General features: G+C 61.0%; 14 protein-coding genes. 3 read left to right on the plus strand and 11 right to left on the minus strand.

All coding sequences use genetic code 11. The annotated features are described in order from the left end of the window. Nucleotides 1-181 precede the first annotated feature (181 nt). On the plus strand, nt 182-1,135 hold the full coding sequence (locus tag GZH91_RS00185; RefSeq protein WP_147069594.1) for a LysR family transcriptional regulator: 954 nt from the start codon (nt 182-184) through the stop codon (nt 1,133-1,135). Nucleotides 1,136-1,185: 50 nt separating this feature from the next. Here GZH91_RS00185 and GZH91_RS00190 read toward each other — a convergent pair whose 3' ends face one another. Together GZH91_RS00190 and GZH91_RS00195 are read right to left on the minus strand one after the other, a co-directional pair. Then, entirely contained in the window at nt 1,186-1,746 is a 561-nt protein-coding gene (locus GZH91_RS00190) for a glutaredoxin family protein (RefSeq protein WP_147069596.1), read from the minus strand. Nucleotides 1,747-1,771: 25 nt separating this feature from the next. Next, nucleotides 1,772-3,796 (minus strand): M3 family metallopeptidase, encoded by a 2,025-nt coding sequence (locus tag GZH91_RS00195; RefSeq protein WP_147069598.1) that lies wholly within the window; start codon nt 3,794-3,796, stop codon nt 1,772-1,774. 56 nt (nt 3,797-3,852) lie between these two features. Between GZH91_RS00195 and GZH91_RS00200 the strand changes: the two genes are divergently transcribed. Continuing rightward, on the plus strand, nt 3,853-4,404 hold the full coding sequence (locus GZH91_RS00200; RefSeq protein ID WP_147069600.1) for a gamma carbonic anhydrase family protein: 552 nt from the start codon (nt 3,853-3,855) through the stop codon (nt 4,402-4,404). 386 nt (nt 4,405-4,790) lie between these two features. Here the strand turns inward: GZH91_RS00200 and GZH91_RS00205 are convergent, their stop codons facing one another. The 9 genes from GZH91_RS00205 to GZH91_RS00245 form a co-directional block, all read right to left on the minus strand. Continuing rightward, a complete protein-coding gene (locus GZH91_RS00205; protein WP_147069602.1) occupies nt 4,791-6,089 on the minus strand; it encodes a dihydroorotase in 1,299 nt (432 codons plus the stop codon). Nucleotides 6,090-6,091: 2 nt separating this feature from the next. Continuing rightward, a complete protein-coding gene (locus GZH91_RS00210) occupies nt 6,092-7,042 on the minus strand; it encodes an aspartate carbamoyltransferase catalytic subunit (protein ID WP_147069604.1) in 951 nt (316 codons plus the stop codon). Next, nucleotides 7,039-7,539, minus strand: a complete 501-nt coding sequence (pyrR, locus tag GZH91_RS00215) for a bifunctional pyr operon transcriptional regulator/uracil phosphoribosyltransferase PyrR (protein WP_147069908.1) — start codon at nt 7,537-7,539, stop codon at nt 7,039-7,041. Before pyrR ends, GZH91_RS00210 begins: the two co-directional genes overlap by 4 nt. Continuing rightward, on the minus strand, nt 7,526-7,963 hold the full coding sequence (ruvX, locus tag GZH91_RS00220; RefSeq protein ID WP_147069606.1) for a Holliday junction resolvase RuvX: 438 nt from the start codon (nt 7,961-7,963) through the stop codon (nt 7,526-7,528). The genes pyrR and ruvX overlap by 14 nt, the downstream gene beginning before the upstream one ends. Then, nucleotides 7,963-8,523 (minus strand): YqgE/AlgH family protein, encoded by a 561-nt coding sequence (locus GZH91_RS00225; protein ID WP_147069607.1) that lies wholly within the window; start codon nt 8,521-8,523, stop codon nt 7,963-7,965. Before GZH91_RS00225 ends, ruvX begins: the two co-directional genes overlap by 1 nt. Before the next feature lie 357 nt (nt 8,524-8,880). Then, nucleotides 8,881-9,888 carry a class 1 fructose-bisphosphatase gene (locus tag GZH91_RS00230; RefSeq protein WP_147069609.1) on the minus strand — a complete coding sequence of 336 codons (1,008 nt, stop codon included), beginning with the start codon at nt 9,886-9,888 and terminating at the stop codon, nt 8,881-8,883. Between the two features lie 63 nt (nt 9,889-9,951). Further along, entirely contained in the window at nt 9,952-10,854 is a 903-nt protein-coding gene (locus GZH91_RS00235; protein WP_147069611.1) for an energy transducer TonB, read from the minus strand. A 20-nt stretch (nt 10,855-10,874) separates the two neighbouring features. Further along, entirely contained in the window at nt 10,875-12,752 is a 1,878-nt protein-coding gene (locus tag GZH91_RS00240) for a ribonuclease catalytic domain-containing protein (protein WP_147069613.1), read from the minus strand. Nucleotides 12,753-12,787: 35 nt separating this feature from the next. Further along, the gene (locus tag GZH91_RS00245) at nt 12,788-13,345 is read right to left on the minus strand and encodes a YqiA/YcfP family alpha/beta fold hydrolase (RefSeq protein ID WP_147069615.1); all 558 of its coding nucleotides are present in this window, start codon (nt 13,343-13,345) and stop codon (nt 12,788-12,790) included. Between the two features lie 82 nt (nt 13,346-13,427). Between GZH91_RS00245 and GZH91_RS00250 the strand changes: the two genes are divergently transcribed. Then, nucleotides 13,428-14,705, plus strand: coding sequence for a YhjD/YihY/BrkB family envelope integrity protein (locus tag GZH91_RS00250; protein WP_147069616.1), 1,278 nt, complete (start codon nt 13,428-13,430; stop codon nt 14,703-14,705). The last annotated feature ends 34 nt before the right edge of the window (nt 14,706-14,739 follow it).

Consider the following 14,739-nt stretch of genomic DNA (forward strand, 5'->3'; position numbering starts at 1 on the left):
TAATTGTTAAAAAAACCGCACCGTGCCCGCCTAATAAGATAAGGGTGGGCAATACCCATTTAAATATAAAGGTATTTGTTTCAGCGCGTTGCAGGCATCATGCTGAAGATAATCCATCAATAACAGTCAATTTTTTTGATGAGTTCGATAGACTAGTGTCTATGGTTAGATGGAGCGAATCATGCGCCACCGTACTTTGCGCCAACTCGAAGTGTTTGAAGCCATTGCACGCCTGGGCAGTTTTACGCGCGCAGCGGAGGAGCTGTTTTTGACCCAGCCCACGGTGTCGATGCAAATCAAAAAGCTATCCGATGCAGTTGGTTTGCCGCTATTCGAGCAAGTCGGCAAAAAAATTTATCTCACCGATGCAGGGCACGAGTTGCACCGAACTTGCCGAGGCATTTTCGAGCATCTGGCGCATTTCGAGATGGTGACGGCGGATATGAAAGGGCTGAAGACCGGCAAACTCCGGCTCGCGGTGGTGACCACCGCCAAATATTTCGCGCCGCGCTTGCTGGGAATGTTTTGCCAGCAGTATCCGGGGGTGGAGGTCTCGCTCAAAGTATCCAACCGCGAGCGTGTGTTGGAGCGCCTGGCGGCCAACCAGGACGATCTTTACATCCTGGGCCAACCGCCCGAAGAAGCGGATGCTGTGGCGGAAGCGTTTCTGGAGAACACCCTGGTGGTGATCGCTCCCGCGCATCATGCGCTCGCAAAAAAGAAAAAAATTCCTCTGGCGCGTATAGCCGAAGAACCTTTTTTACTGCGCGAACCGGGTTCGGGAACGCGCATGGCGACAGAGCGGGTGTTCGCCACGCAGGGGCTCAAGCTCAAAGTGCGGATGGAATTGGGTAGTAATGAAGCGATTAAACAGGCGGTGATCGGTGGTTTGGGTATTTCGGTGTTGTCTAGTCATACGCTTGCGCTGGATGCACCGGCACGGCAATTTGTGGTGCTCGATGTGCAGGGCTTCCCGATCCGGCGCCACTGGTATTTCGCGTATCCCGCGGGCAAACAGTTATCCATTGTGGCCAGCACATTTGTTGATTATCTCAGACAGGCGTCCAAGTATATTGGGGTGGTGTCCGCGCAAGAACACGGGCGCCCAGGCAGGCTGGTGAAGAAGGCCGAGTAGTTCGCGCCCTTCATGAGTCCCGAGCATGAGTCCCGAGCGTGCTCGATGAGTTATTTTTTAGGCGCAGGTGTTTGCGACTGGTCCGTGGCGGCCGGGTTGTTTACCGCCCTGCCCGGTGCCGTAGCATCGGTTTTGCGCTCGCGCAGAGGCGTGTTCGACTTGGGGTAGCCGGCTTCGTCCAATGCCGTGTTCCAGCGGCCCGCGTCGAAGCCCTTGATGGGTTTGTTGCCCACCTTGAGCACCGGCACCTCCATGACGCCAATCAGGCTCATCAGTTCGTCGGCGTCGGGCTTGCGGTTCTGCGGGTCCCTGGCGGCATAGGGGATGCCGCGCTTGTCGAGCAGTTTGCGCGCCTCGTCACACAACACACCACACTCGCCTGCGTAGAGTGCAACCGGATTTTTCGCCATGGCCTGCCTGAGCGGGTAGGAGTCCTGGCCGTCAATCACATTGCCGCCTATCGTGCGTTGCTCGGATTTTTTCACGCCCGCGGGAGGCGGCTGGTCGCTGTATTGAACATGGCCGTTTTTATCCACCCAGCGATAAACCTGGCTGGCATAAACGCTGGTGGCGCACAGCAGCAAAACCATTGAAGCCGCAAGTTTACGCATGGCTTGTCCCCCTCCCCTTATGTATTTACACCATGCCGTTGTGGCGCAGCAAGGCGTCGATGGTCGGCTCACGTCCACGGAAGGCAACGAACGATTCCAGTGCCGGACGCGAGCCGCCGACACCGAGAATTTCGCTCCAGAAGCGGTGGCCGACTGTTTCCGACAGCACGCCGTTTTCCTCAAACAGGCTGTAGGCGTCGGCAGACAGCACCTCCGCCCACTTGTAGCTATAGTAACCCGCCGCATAGCCACCCGCGAAGATGTGCGAGAAGTTGTTGGGAAAGCGGTTGTAGTCGGGAGGGATCAGTACCGCCACCTGCGCGCGGATTTCCTGCAGCAGTTGCAGCGCGGTTTTGCCGGTGGCGGGATCGAAGTCGTCGTGCAGGCGCATGTCGAACAGCGCGAACTCGATCTGGCGCAAGGTCTGCAAGCCGCTCTGGAAATTCTTGGCGGCAATCATTTTGTCGAACAGCGCGCGCGGTAGCGGCGCTTTGCTGTCCACGTGCCGGGTCAGGTGTTTCAATACCTCCCATTCCCAGCAGAAATTTTCCATGAACTGCGACGGCAGTTCCACCGCATCCCACTCCACGCCGTTGATGCCGGACACGCCCAGGTCCTCGATTTTGGTCAGCAGGTGGTGCAGGCCGTGGCCGAATTCGTGGAACAGGGTAATCACTTCGTCGTGGGTGAACAACGCGGGTTTGCTGCCGACCGGGGCGGAGAAATTGCAGGTGAGATACGCCACCGGGGTCTGGATGACATCATTTTTGCGGCGCCGGGTCAGCGCATCATCCATCCACGCGCCGCCGCGCTTGTGTTCGCGCGCGTAAAGGTCGAGGTAGAACTGGCCGATGAGGCTGCCGCTGCGGTCGCGGATGTCGAAAAATTTCACATCCGGGTGCCAGGTTTCGGTATGGGAAGGTCGAATATCGAGGCCGTAAATCGTCTCCACCAGCTTGAACATGCCGGGCAGTACCTGGGTTTCGGGGAAATATTGTTTCACCTCCTGGTCGGAAAACGCATAACGCGCCACGCGCAGCTTTTCGCTGGCGTAGGTCACATCCCAGGCTTGCAAATCAGCCAGCCCCAGATCGGCGCTGGCGAATTCGCGCAATTCGTCCATGTCGCGCTGGGCGTGGGGTTTGGCGCGGGCGCCCAGCTCGCTCAGAAAATCTTTTACCTGCCGCGGCGTTTCCGCCATCTTGGTTGCCAGCGACTCTTCCGCATAGCTGGCAAAGCCCAGCATGGTGGCGTCCTCACGGCGCAAGCTGACGATCTGGGTGATCAGATCGGTGTTGTCCAGGTCGGGCGCGCCGAACTCGGACGCGCGGGTGACGTAAGCCCGATAAATCTGCTCGCGCAGCGCGCGATTGTCTGCGTACTGCATCACCGGCATGTACGAAGGTCCATGCAGGGTGAGCTTCCAGCCTGCTTTGCCATCGCGTTCGGCGGCTTCGCGCGCGGCCTGCTTCACGTCGTCGGGCAGGCCGGAGAGCGTGGCTGCGTCGTCGACAAACAGGCTGAATGCATTGGTGGCGTCGAGCAGGTTTTCCTCGAATTTGGCCGACAATTTGGCTAGCGTCTGCTGAATTTCCAGGAAACGCGGTTTGCGGTCTTCCGGCAACTCCGCGCCGCCCAGACGAAAACCGCGCAGCTCATTCTCGATGATTTTCTTCTGCGCCGGATTCAGCGTCATATAGCCCGCGCTGTCCTTGAGCGCCTTGAGCTTGGCAAACAGAGCCAGATTCTGCGACATCTCGGCATAATACTGGGTTATCTTGGGCAGATTGGCGTTATACACCTCGCGCAACTCGGGGCTGTTCATCACGCTGTTGAGATGCGATACCGGCCCCCACGCACGCGACAGGCGCTCGTTGGCGTCCTCCATCGGCTGCACGAAAGTCTTCCAGGTCGGCGCCTCGGCAGCGTTGGCGAGCTGTTCTAGCAGCGCCTTGTTCTCGGCCAGCAGCGCATCCACCGCAGGCGTGACGTGTTCGGGTTTGATTTGCGAAAAACGCGGCAGAGCGGAAAAATCGAGCAAAGGATTCATGACGCAACCTGTAAGAAATTCAGCACCATATAATAACCGTTTTCAGGATAACACTCATGTCAGGACAACCCTCAGCGCAGAATGTTCAGGTCTTTCGCGGCGTGCGGCCGCGCATTGGGCGCGGCAGCTGGATTCACGACAGCGCGCGCGTCATCGGCGACGTCAGCCTCGGCGACAACGTCTCGATATGGTGCGGCGCTGTCATCCGCGGCGACGTCAATAGTATCAGCATCGGTGCCGGCACCAATATCCAGGACAACAGCGTGCTGCACGTCTCGCACCAGACCGGACGCGATCCTGCCGGCAGCCCGCTGATCATCGGCGCCAACGTCACCGTCGGCCACAGCGTCATCCTGCACGGCTGCACGATAGGCGACGAATGCCTGATCGGCATGGGCTCCATCGTCATGGACAAAGTGGTGATCGAGCCGCGCGTGCTGCTGGGTGCGGGGAGTCTGGTGCCGGAGGGCAAGGTGCTGTCAAGCGGCCACCTCTACATCGGCCGCCCCGCCAAGCTGGTGCGGGCGCTGACCGACGCGGAGCTGGCGTATTTCAACTACTCGGCAGAACATTATGCGAAGCTGGCGCGGGATTATCAGCAAGGCTGAAGCCAGGGACATTCCCATCGCCCCTGCAATCCAGGATGCGCCGCGCGCTTCTCGGCCGCAGAATCAGGCTGAAGGTTTGCCATAGGCGCGTTCTACTTTTGCAATCCGAATCTCGTAGTCCTCGCACCACTGCAAATCAACGCGCTGCTCAACCTGTTTGGACTCCGCCATTGCCAACCGGTCTCACGCCGGCGATGGACTCCCCCCTTTTTTTCGTCAAACTGGTGCACTGGTGCTCATGGGGATGGGTCGTTCTTCAGCGACAGGAGTCCAGGACGAATACTGCTGTTGCCATCGGGCTTGGCAAAAGTGTTTTTCAGCTCGCGGTGGTCGATGCAAGAGGCGAGCCTGTCAGGCGCGAGCAAACGCAGGGTCGGCCGGGGTAGCTATCTCTGCCCCGGCCCATTCTTCCCCGCCTCGAACACTACATGCCCGTCCACCAGCGTGGCGTGCACCTTCCCCTGCATTTCATAACCCAAAAACGGGGTGTTCTTGCCCTGGCTTTTGAGTACGCCGGGTTCGACTTTCCATGTGGCTTCAGGGTCGAATACGCAGATGTCTGCGGCATGACCGATGGCCAGGTGTCCGGTGTCGAGACCAAGGATATGCGCGGGTTGATGGGTGATGCACGCCAGCGCCTGGCTGAGCGGGGTGCCGCTTTCGCGTGCCCATTTCAGCGTCAATGGCAGCAGCAGTTCCAGCCCGGTGGCGCCGGGTTCGGATTCGCCAAAGGGCATTTGCTTGCCGTCTTCGTCCACCGGGGTGTGGTCGGAGCACAGCGCGTCCACGGTGCCGTCGGCGAGCGCGGCGCGGATCGCGTCGCGGTCGCGCAGGCCGCGTAACGGCGGCACCAGATGGTAGTTGGTGTCGAAATAGCCGATATCCGTTTCGCTGAGGTGGACGTGGTTGATGCCGACGTCGCAGCTCACGTTGAGGCCTGCGGCTTTGGCGGTGCGTACCATCGCCAGGCTCTCGGCGGCGGAGAGGCGGCACAGATGCACGCGCGCGCCGGTTTCGCGTGCCAGCAGCAGAATGGTGGCGAGGGCCACGGTCTCCGCACTGGTGGGGATGGCGGGCAAACCCAGGCGCGTGGCGACAAAGCCGTCGTGCGCCACGCCGCCTTTGGCGAGGTAGGCGTCCTGCGGGCGCAGCCACACGGTGAAGCCGAAGGTGGCGGCGTATTCCAGCGCGCGCACCAGCACCTGGGTGTCGGTAATGGGGGCGTCGGCCTGGGAGAAGCCCACGCAGCCGGCGTCGCGCAGCTCGGCCATTTCGGTGAGGCGCGCGCCCTCGAGCTTCTGGGTCATTGCGCCGACGGGATAGACACGCGCCTGGTTGAGGTTCATGGCGCGGAACTTGAGCATTTCCACCAGGCCGGGTTCGTCCAGCGGCGGGTCGGTGTCGGGCGGGCAGGCCAGGCTGGTGATGCCGCCGGCACATGCGGCATTCATTTCCGATTCCAGTGTTGCCTTGTACTCGAAGCCCGGCTCGCGCAGGCGTGCGGCGAGGTCCACCAGGCCGGGGCAGACGATGCAGTTGCTGGCGTCAATCACGTGGCTGGCTTGAAAACCCGCGGGCGCGCTGCCGGTGGCAGCGATTTTGCCTGCGGCGATAAAAAGGTCTGCCCGGGTATCGACACCGTGTTTTGGGTCGATCAGGCGACCATTTTTAATGTGAATTTTCATGCTTAATTTCCTGCGAGTATGCTCATCACCGCCATGCGTACGGCAATGCCGTAGGTCACCTGCGGCAGGATTACCGATTGCTTGCCGTCGGCCACGGCAGAGTCGATCTCGACACCGCGGTTCATCGGGCCGGGGTGCATGACGATGGCATCGGGCCGGGCCAGCGCCAGCTTGTCCGGGGTGAGGCCGTAGTATTTGAAGTATTCCTGGGCGCTGGGCAGAAGCGCGCCGCGCATGCGCTCGTTTTGCAGGCGCAGCATGATGACTACGTCGACGTCTTTCAGCCCCTTGGCCATCTCGTGGTAGACGTGCACGCCCATCTGCTCGACGCCGGTGGGGAGGAGGGTCTTGGGAGCGATGACGCGCACTTCCGGCACGCCCAGCGTGGTCAGCGCGTGGATTTGCGAGCGTGCCACGCGCGAGTGCAGCAGGTCGCCGACGATGGCGACGCGCAGGTTGTGGAATTCGCCCTTGTATTTGCGAATGGTGAACATGTCCAGCAAGCCCTGGGTGGGGTGGGCGTGACGGCCGTCCCCGGCGTTGACGACGTGGATATGCGGCGCCACGTGGCGCGCAATCATGTGTGCGGCGCCGCTCTGGGCGTGACGTACCACGAACATGTCGGCCTGCATGGCAGCGAGGTTATCCACGGTGTCGAGCAGGGTTTCGCCCTTGCTCTGGCTGGAGGCGTTGATGTTGAGGTTGATGACGTCGGCGGACAGGCGCTTGGCGGCAATCTCGAAGGTGGTGCGGGTGCGCGTCGAGGGTTCGAAAAACAGGTTGAAAATCGCCTTGCCGCGCAGCAGCGGCACCTTTTTGACCTCCTGCTCGCTGACCGAAACGAAGCCCTCGGCGGTGTCCAGGATGTGGGTGAGAATGGCGCGCGGCAGGCCGTCTATGGTAAGCAGGTGTTTGAGGGCGCCGTCTTTGTTGAGTTGCGGGTTCAGGGTCATTTGAGATCAACCAGTTTGAGGTTGAGATGGCCGGCGTCGTCGCGGACCAGATGGATGTGCTGGTGCGGCGGCACGGTTGCGGTGCTGCCGACAAAATTGGCCATGATGGGCAGCTCGCGGTCGCCCATCCGGTCCACCAGTACGGCAAGGCGGATGCGCGCCGGGCGGCCATAGTCGAACAGTGCGTTCATGGCGGCGCGCACCGAGCGGCCGGTGTAGAGCACGTCGTCCACCAGCAGGATGTCGCGCCCTTCCACCTCGAACGGCAGGCGCGTCGGTTTGACCTGCGCGTGCAGGCCGATGCGGTTGAAGTCGTCGCGGTAAAAGGAGATGTCGAGGTCGCCGTGCGGCATGGCCGGGTCAAGCAGCGCGTGCATTTGTTGCGCCGCCCACACGCCGCCGGTGTACATGCCTACCAGCACGGTGTTGGGCGTCAGCGTGGGTTTGATCGCCGCCGCCAGCTGGGCGACGAGCGTTTCGGCATCAGGCAAGGTAATGATGGGCATGGTCGGGTTCGTCGAAATAATGTTGCAGGATGTGCTGGGCGGCGACCTGATCGAGCATGGATTTTTGCTGGCGCCCGCGAATGCCGGATTCGTTCAGCGCCGAGCTGGCAGCAGCGGAGCTGTAACTTTCGTCCACCAGCGCCACGTTCAGGCCAAAGCGCCCCTTGAGGCGCTGGGCGAAACGCAGGCAGGTGGGTGCAAATTCGTGTGTGCCGTCGTCGCGGCGCGGGATGCCGACCACGGCCAGTGCCGGTTGCCATTCTTCGATGAGCTTGCCGATGCGGGCAAAACGCGCGTCAGTGGTTTCAATGGCGATGGTCTCCAGCGGGTGGGCAAGCTTGAGTTCCAGTGTGCCGACTGCCACACCGATGCGTTTCAGGCCGAAATCGAAGCCCAGCACGCTGCCCGAGCCCATCAGGCGTGGCCCGCGTCATCCGACAGCATGGCAAAGTCGATACCGAGGATTTTCATTGCGGCGGTCAGGCGTTCTTCCACCGGCAGGTCAAAAATCACCTGCGGATCGGCCTTGACTGAGAGCCAGGCGTTTTGCCCGAGTTCATGTTCCAGTTGTCCCGGCGACCAGCCTGAATAGCCGAGCGACACGAGCAGCTTGTCCGGGCCGTGGCCGCGGCCGACGGCTTCGAGGATGTCTTTGGACGTGGTCAGCCCGAGGCGGTCATTCACTGCCATGGTGGACTGCCATTCTCCCGCCGGCTGGTGCAGCACAAAGCCGCGCTCGGTCTGTACCGGGCCGCCGTAATAGACGGCTTGCCCGGCCAGTTCGGTACGTTCCAGCTCGATGCCGATCTGGTCGAACAATGCCGCCATATCCAGATCGGTGGGCCGGTTCACAATCACCCCGAGCGCGCCCTGCTCGTTATGCTCGCAGATATAGGTCAGCGTTTTGGAAAAATTGGGATCAGCCATGCTGGGCATGGCGATCAGGAAATGGTCGGTGAGGTTGACGGTTTGCATGTGAATTCAATTGTAACGGCCTCGGGCATCAATCACAATTTAGCTGACAAATTCTTCCCTGAATATCATGCCCGAATTCGATACCGCACTCGTATAGCTGCGCCGCGACCTGCGTCTGGACGACCACGCGGCCCGCTGCCATGCGCTGAAATCGAGCCGTGCCCGATACCTGTATTCATTTTCGACACAGACGTTCTCGATGCATTGCCGACCGCGCCGGCCGCCGCGTGGAATTCATCTGGGAGGGCCTGGCCGCCCAGGTGCTGCGCGAGTTCAAGACGGCGGGTAAAACTGATCGCCCAAAGACATAAGGGCACAGTCAGCGCTGTGCCCTTATGTCTGTTCCTGACCTGAAATTCAGGTTTCGTTGTGGTAAGCCACTACTTTTTCCACTTCGTTTTTCGAGCCGAGGATCACCGGCACGCGCTGGTGCAGGCCCTCCGGCTGCAGGTCGAGGATGCGTTGACGGCCGGTGCTGGAAGCGCCGCCGGCCTGCTCGACGATGAAGCTCATCGGGTTGGCCTCGTACAGCAGGCGCAGTTTGCCGGCCTTGGCGGGGTCTTTGGTGTCCTTGGGGTACATGAAGATGCCGCCGCGCACCAGGATGCGGTGCACTTCGGCCACCATGGAGGCGACCCAGCGCATGTTGAAGTCGCGCGCGCGCGGACCGGTCTTGCCTTCCAGGCATTCCTGCACGTAGCGCTTGACCGGACCTTCCCAGAAACGCTGGTTGGAGGCGTTGATGGCGAATTCCCGGGTGTCGGCGGGAATGGTCATGTTGGGGTGGGTGAGAATGAACTCGCCGATGTCGCGATCCAGCGTGAAGCCATTGACGCCGTGGCCGGTGGTCAGCACCAGCATGGTGGAGGAACCATACAGCGCGTAACCGGCGGCGACCTGTTGGGTACCGGGTTGCAGGAAGGACTCGGCAGTCGGCGCATCGCCTGCGCCGGGACAGCGCAGAATGGAGAATATGGTGCCGACGGAGATGTTGACGTCGACGTTGGACGAGCCGTCCAGCGGGTCGAACACCAGCAGGTACTTGCCGCGCGGGTATCGGCCGGGGATCTGGTAGACGTCGTCCATTTCCTCGGAAGCCATGGCGGCGAGGTGGCCCGCCCACTCGTTGGACTGGATGAAGATTTCGTTGGTGATGACGTCGAGCTTCTTCTGGGTTTCGCCCTGCACGTTTTCTGAATCGAGGCTGCCCATCACGCCGATCAGCGCACCTTTGTTGACGGCATTGGAGATGACCTTGCAGGCGGTGACGATGTCGTTCAACAGCGAAGTGAAATCACCAGTCGCGCCCTTGATCTGACGCTGCTCTTCGATGATGAACTGGGTGATGGTGGTGCCGATATGCATGGCCAAGGCCTTTCTGGAATAACGTTCAAAACGTCCGATTGTATCAGATCGCGGGTGGCAAGCTCAGTCGTTGCTGCTGAGCTGGTCGCCAGGGATGAAATTCCAGGTACGCGTGATGCTCAGAATGTCCGCCTTGTTGCGCATCTCTTCCGGGAATGGCGAGTAGGGTGCCGCTTCACGCACGATGGCGACAGCGGCTGCATCCAGTATCTTGGAGCCCGAGCCGCGCGTGACCTCCACGTCGTCGAGGCTGCCGTCCGACTTGATCGACACGGTGAGTTGCAGCTTGCCGTAGAGTTTTTGTGAGCGCGCCGCTGCCGGATAATTCTGGTTGCCGATGCGTTCCACCTTGATGCGCCAGTCCTCGATATAGCGCGCAAACACGTAGTCCTGCGTGCGCGCACCGATAAACATGCGCTTGGGACGCTTTTGATAAGCGTCGTATTCGCGTGAGATTTGCGCTTCCAGTTTGGCCATTTCCAGGCTGCGCGCAACCAGGCTTATCGGCCTGGGGTCGGCCTCGACCGGCTTGGCATCGGTTGGCGACGTCGCATTCTGCATGTTGGGCAGGCTTTGCTCGGACTTGAGCCGGGTCATGATCTGGCGCGCTTGCGCTTCCAGCTGTCTGACACGCTGCTGTGCCCTGTCTGCGCCGGATTCGCGCTGATCCACCGCAGTGGCGGGCAATGGGCTTTTGGCGCGGCGGTCGAGATCGGTGTTGCCGCCACCGTCCAGGTTGGCCTGCGCCAGGGCGTCGGCCTGGAGCGGCTTGCGGGCCGATTTGCTATTGACCAGCACGACTTCCAGCGGCGGGCTGAGGAAGTTTTCCTCGCGCACCGGCGGCAATTTGAAGCTGAAGCCGAGCAACAACAGGTGGATACCCAATGAGGCCAGCAGCGCACCTCCCAGCAGCGGTGTGATGCCGAGACGGGAAGTGCGGGTGGACAAACGAGGTGGCGCGGTCATGGCCAGTATTTTAGCCCGGATTACTGGACCGCAGGTTCCGTGGCAGGCGCCATGTCCAGCCTGCGCCGGAAACTGCACAGCAGTTCCACCTCGAACAAGTCCACGCCGTCCACGGCCAGGCTGACGCGGCTGCCCGGCGGCAGTTCCGGCAATGAGTGCACGCGCGTCACAAACGGCAAACCGTCGAGGCGCACCAGGTTTTCCCTGATGACGCCCGCGTTGATTTCGGTGATGCCTTCCTGCACCAGCCAGCGCAGGCACCAGTAACGCTCCATGTTGCGCTGGAAGTTGTTGTAGGCGTCGTAAGCCACCTCGAAATCGCGCAATGCGGTATACAGCACCTCGGATTTCGGCGCATAAGGGGGGGGCACGCCCTGCGCCAGCGCCATGATCTGGCGCTGGTTGAGCAGATCCACATAACGCCGCAGCGGCGAACTCGCCCAGGTGTATTGCGCCACGCCCAGCCCCACGTGCGGCGCGGGCCTGGTGCTCATCTTCACCTTGCCGTTCTGCTGGGTACGGTACAGCGCCATGGTGTCGGTTTCCGCCAGCCAGCGCCCCCATTCCGAATTCACATAGATCATCAACTCGGACACCACGCGGTCGATCGGATTGCCGCGCACCCGGTCGGTAATGCTGACGCGGTCGTTTTCCACCTTGAAGTTGTAATCGGCACGCGGCGGCACGTTGGGATCGGGGGTTTTGTCACGCGCGGCCTCCAGCGCACCGGAAAAATGCCAGAGCATGTCGAGTTCAGCCTTGAACGGGTAATCCGCGCTGTCATTGGCGATGCTGCCGGTATGGAAATGCGCCTCCAGCGTCTCATGGCGCAGGTTGGCGGCGATATGGACTTGCTCCAGGCGGGTTTCCTGGTTCAATACTTTCCACTCGCCGTCACTCACTTCCACATACATGGATAGCGCCGGGCAGGTGTGGGTCTCGCCCAGGGTGTAATGGTGGATGGCCGCATCGGGCAGCATGGTGATCTTGCCGCCGGGGTAATACACCGTGGACAGGCGGCGCGCGGCGATTTCGTCCAGCGCCGATGCAGGCACGATGCCCAGCGCGGGGACGGCGATATGGATGCCCACGCGCCAGTTGCCGGTGTCCAGACGCGTGACTGAAAAGGCGTCGTCAATCTCGGTGGTGGCGGCGTCGTCCATGCTGAACGCCTGTACCCCCGCATCCGGCAGTTGCGGCGGGTCGGGCAGTTCGTGGGCGTCGCCGAAACCGGTGCCACGCGGGAAGTGCTCGCGCAGGAACGCGCCCAGATGGTAATCGTGGCTGGAGGGAATCGCGCCGCACCGATCCAGCAGCTTGACCGGGGTCAGGCCGGTGGCCTTGCAGACGTCGTCCAGGGCTTTCCACTCCAGCCGGTTTTTGTCCGGCGCGTACAGCAGCATGTCGAGGTGCGCGGCGAATTCTTCCGGCAATTGATACGCGCTCAGTTGCGCCACATAACGTGCCAGCAGTTCCGCTTCACGCTGCTTGCGTTCCACGCCGGCCTTGGCGGCGGCCAGTGCTTCGGGTGGCGCGGGCTTGTAGCGGCCGCGGCCCTTCTTGTAGAAATGCATGGGCGCTTCGTGCAGGCGCATCAGTATCCCCGCCGCTTCCACCGGCTTGGGTTCGTGGCCGAAATATTCGCGTGCCAGATCGGCAAAGCCAAATTCCTCGCTGCCCGCCACCTCCCACAGAAAATCCGCGTCCGCCTCGTCGCGCACGGCGTGCGCCGCGTCCATGAATTCCGCCGGCGCCGGTGCGTTAAAACGCATCATCACGGTGATGGCCTTCACCTTGGCACGCTTGCCGTGCTGGGTATCCACCTGCAACGAGGTGTCATTGTCGGTGATGATGGTGCCGGCCTTGAAGCTGCCGTCTTCTTCGTAAAGTAAATACATAGTGAATAACGCGGGCGCGTAATGCGTCCCGGCGTTCAAAACTCCAGAATGGTTTCGATGTATTGAGGAAAGCTTTGGAAACCGTGATCGCCACCCGGCACGACAATCTGACGGCTGGCAGCGTAATAGTTCACCGCATCACGGTAATCCAGCACGGCGTCGCCGGTTTCCACCAGCAGCAACAGATTCTGCGGACGCAATGGCGCGGGCCTGTCGAGCACGGCGAGCTCATCCAGGTGTTGCTGGGTGAATACGTACTCCTCGCCGGTGTGGTAGTTCTTTTGCGGGCCCAGCGCGCTTTTGAGCGCGTGTTGTACATGCACCGCCGGGTTGATCAGCGCCGCCTTGACGTCAAACCGATCCGCCAGCCAGGTGGCGTAAAAACCGCCCAGGGAGCTGCCGATGAGCTTCACCTGCGCGCCTGGCAATGCGGAGATCCGTTCGGACAACAGCGCGATGGCGGCAGCCGGGCGATGCGGCAGATCGGGGCAGGCAAACTCCGCACCGCGCCCGTGTGCAGCAAGCCAGGTATGGAGCTCGCGCGCCTTGCCCGAGCCGGATGCGCTGTTGAAACCGTGAATGTAAATGATCATTGCGGGCGTGGTGTGACCGGTTTAATCCGGCATTATAAGGCAGGGCTGGCCGCCGCCGCGCAAAGCGGGTTAAATTGCAGTGATGAAACGGTTTCCATTATCCGCCCCGGCGCGCGACCGCCTCGATTGGCTGACCCAGGTAGGCTATGTATCGGTGCAGCTGTTTTTACGCAACGAGCTGGCCAATCATGCGGCGGCGATCTCGTTCTATTTTTTGCTGTCCATCGTTCCCATTGTGTTGCTGCTGCTGTACGCGGCCAATTTGTTTACCCAGTTGCCGCAACTTGCGGCGAATATGCCGCTGCTGTTTGTGGCATTGTGGGATCAGCTCAACCTGGGCGCGCTCAAGGCCATGGGCTTGCTGCCGGAACAGACCCGCGCGATTGCCAGCGGCGCCAGCATGCTTACCCTGGTGATGGCCTCGCGTGGTCTGCTCAACGCGCTGCAGAGTGCGTTTCGGGTGATTTTCGCGGGCGGCAAGCGCAGTTTCTGGCACGCCTGGCTGGTGTCGCTGCTGGCCATGCCACTGGCGTTTGGTTTGATTGTGCTGGCGGTACTGGCGCAACGCGTGCTGGGCTACTTGTCGCGCATGGAATTACTGGGCACGCATCTGGCAGCCAATCTCGATCTGGCGGGGGGCGTCGCTACCTTTCTGGTGCTGTGGCTGCTGATTTTTACTGCGTATTGGCGTATGCCCATTCCGCGTCCACCGCGCCAACTGGCAGCGCTGGTGAGCCTGCTTTGCGCGCTCAGCATCCTCGCACTCAAGGCAGGGTTTGGTTATTTTGTCCACCTCGATAACTACCAGGCGATCTATGGCACACTGGGCACAGTGGTGTTTTCGCTGATCTGGGTATATATCGTGGCGGTGATTTTTCTGGCATGGGCGCAGGGCCTGTATGCGGCAGGCAGAGTGGATGTGCTGGGACTGGAAAAACTGTTTCTGGCCAGCAGCGGCAAACAGGCAACGCTGGCCGACCGCTTCCTGTTTGGTCGCTCGCAACGCCTGTTGCACAAATACGGTCAGGCGCTTACGGCGGGCACAACCATTATCCGGGAGGGCGAAACCTCACAACTCACCTACTTCTTGCAATCCGGGCAGGTGGCGCTATACAGGGACGTACAAGGTCAGGCGGTAAAAATTGCCAGCTTGCAGGCAGGAGAAATGTTCGGCGAAATGGCCTATCTGCTGGGCGAGTCGCGTACTGCCACTGTCATCGCAGACACCGACGTGTTTCTGGTTGCTTTCCCGCCGCAGGTGCTGGAGGAACTGATAGCGACCAGTCCAGCACTGGCGCGGGAGATTATTGGCGCGCTGGCACAGCGCCTGAAGCGGATGAATCAGGCGCGGACAGCTTAAACCATGTGTCTTGAAAAAACGGCAATGAGCAAGC

Origin of the sequence: Sulfuriferula plumbiphila, from assembly GCF_009938015.1 — a bacterium.
Lineage (GTDB): Bacteria > Pseudomonadota > Gammaproteobacteria > Burkholderiales > Sulfuriferulaceae > Sulfuriferula > Sulfuriferula plumbiphila.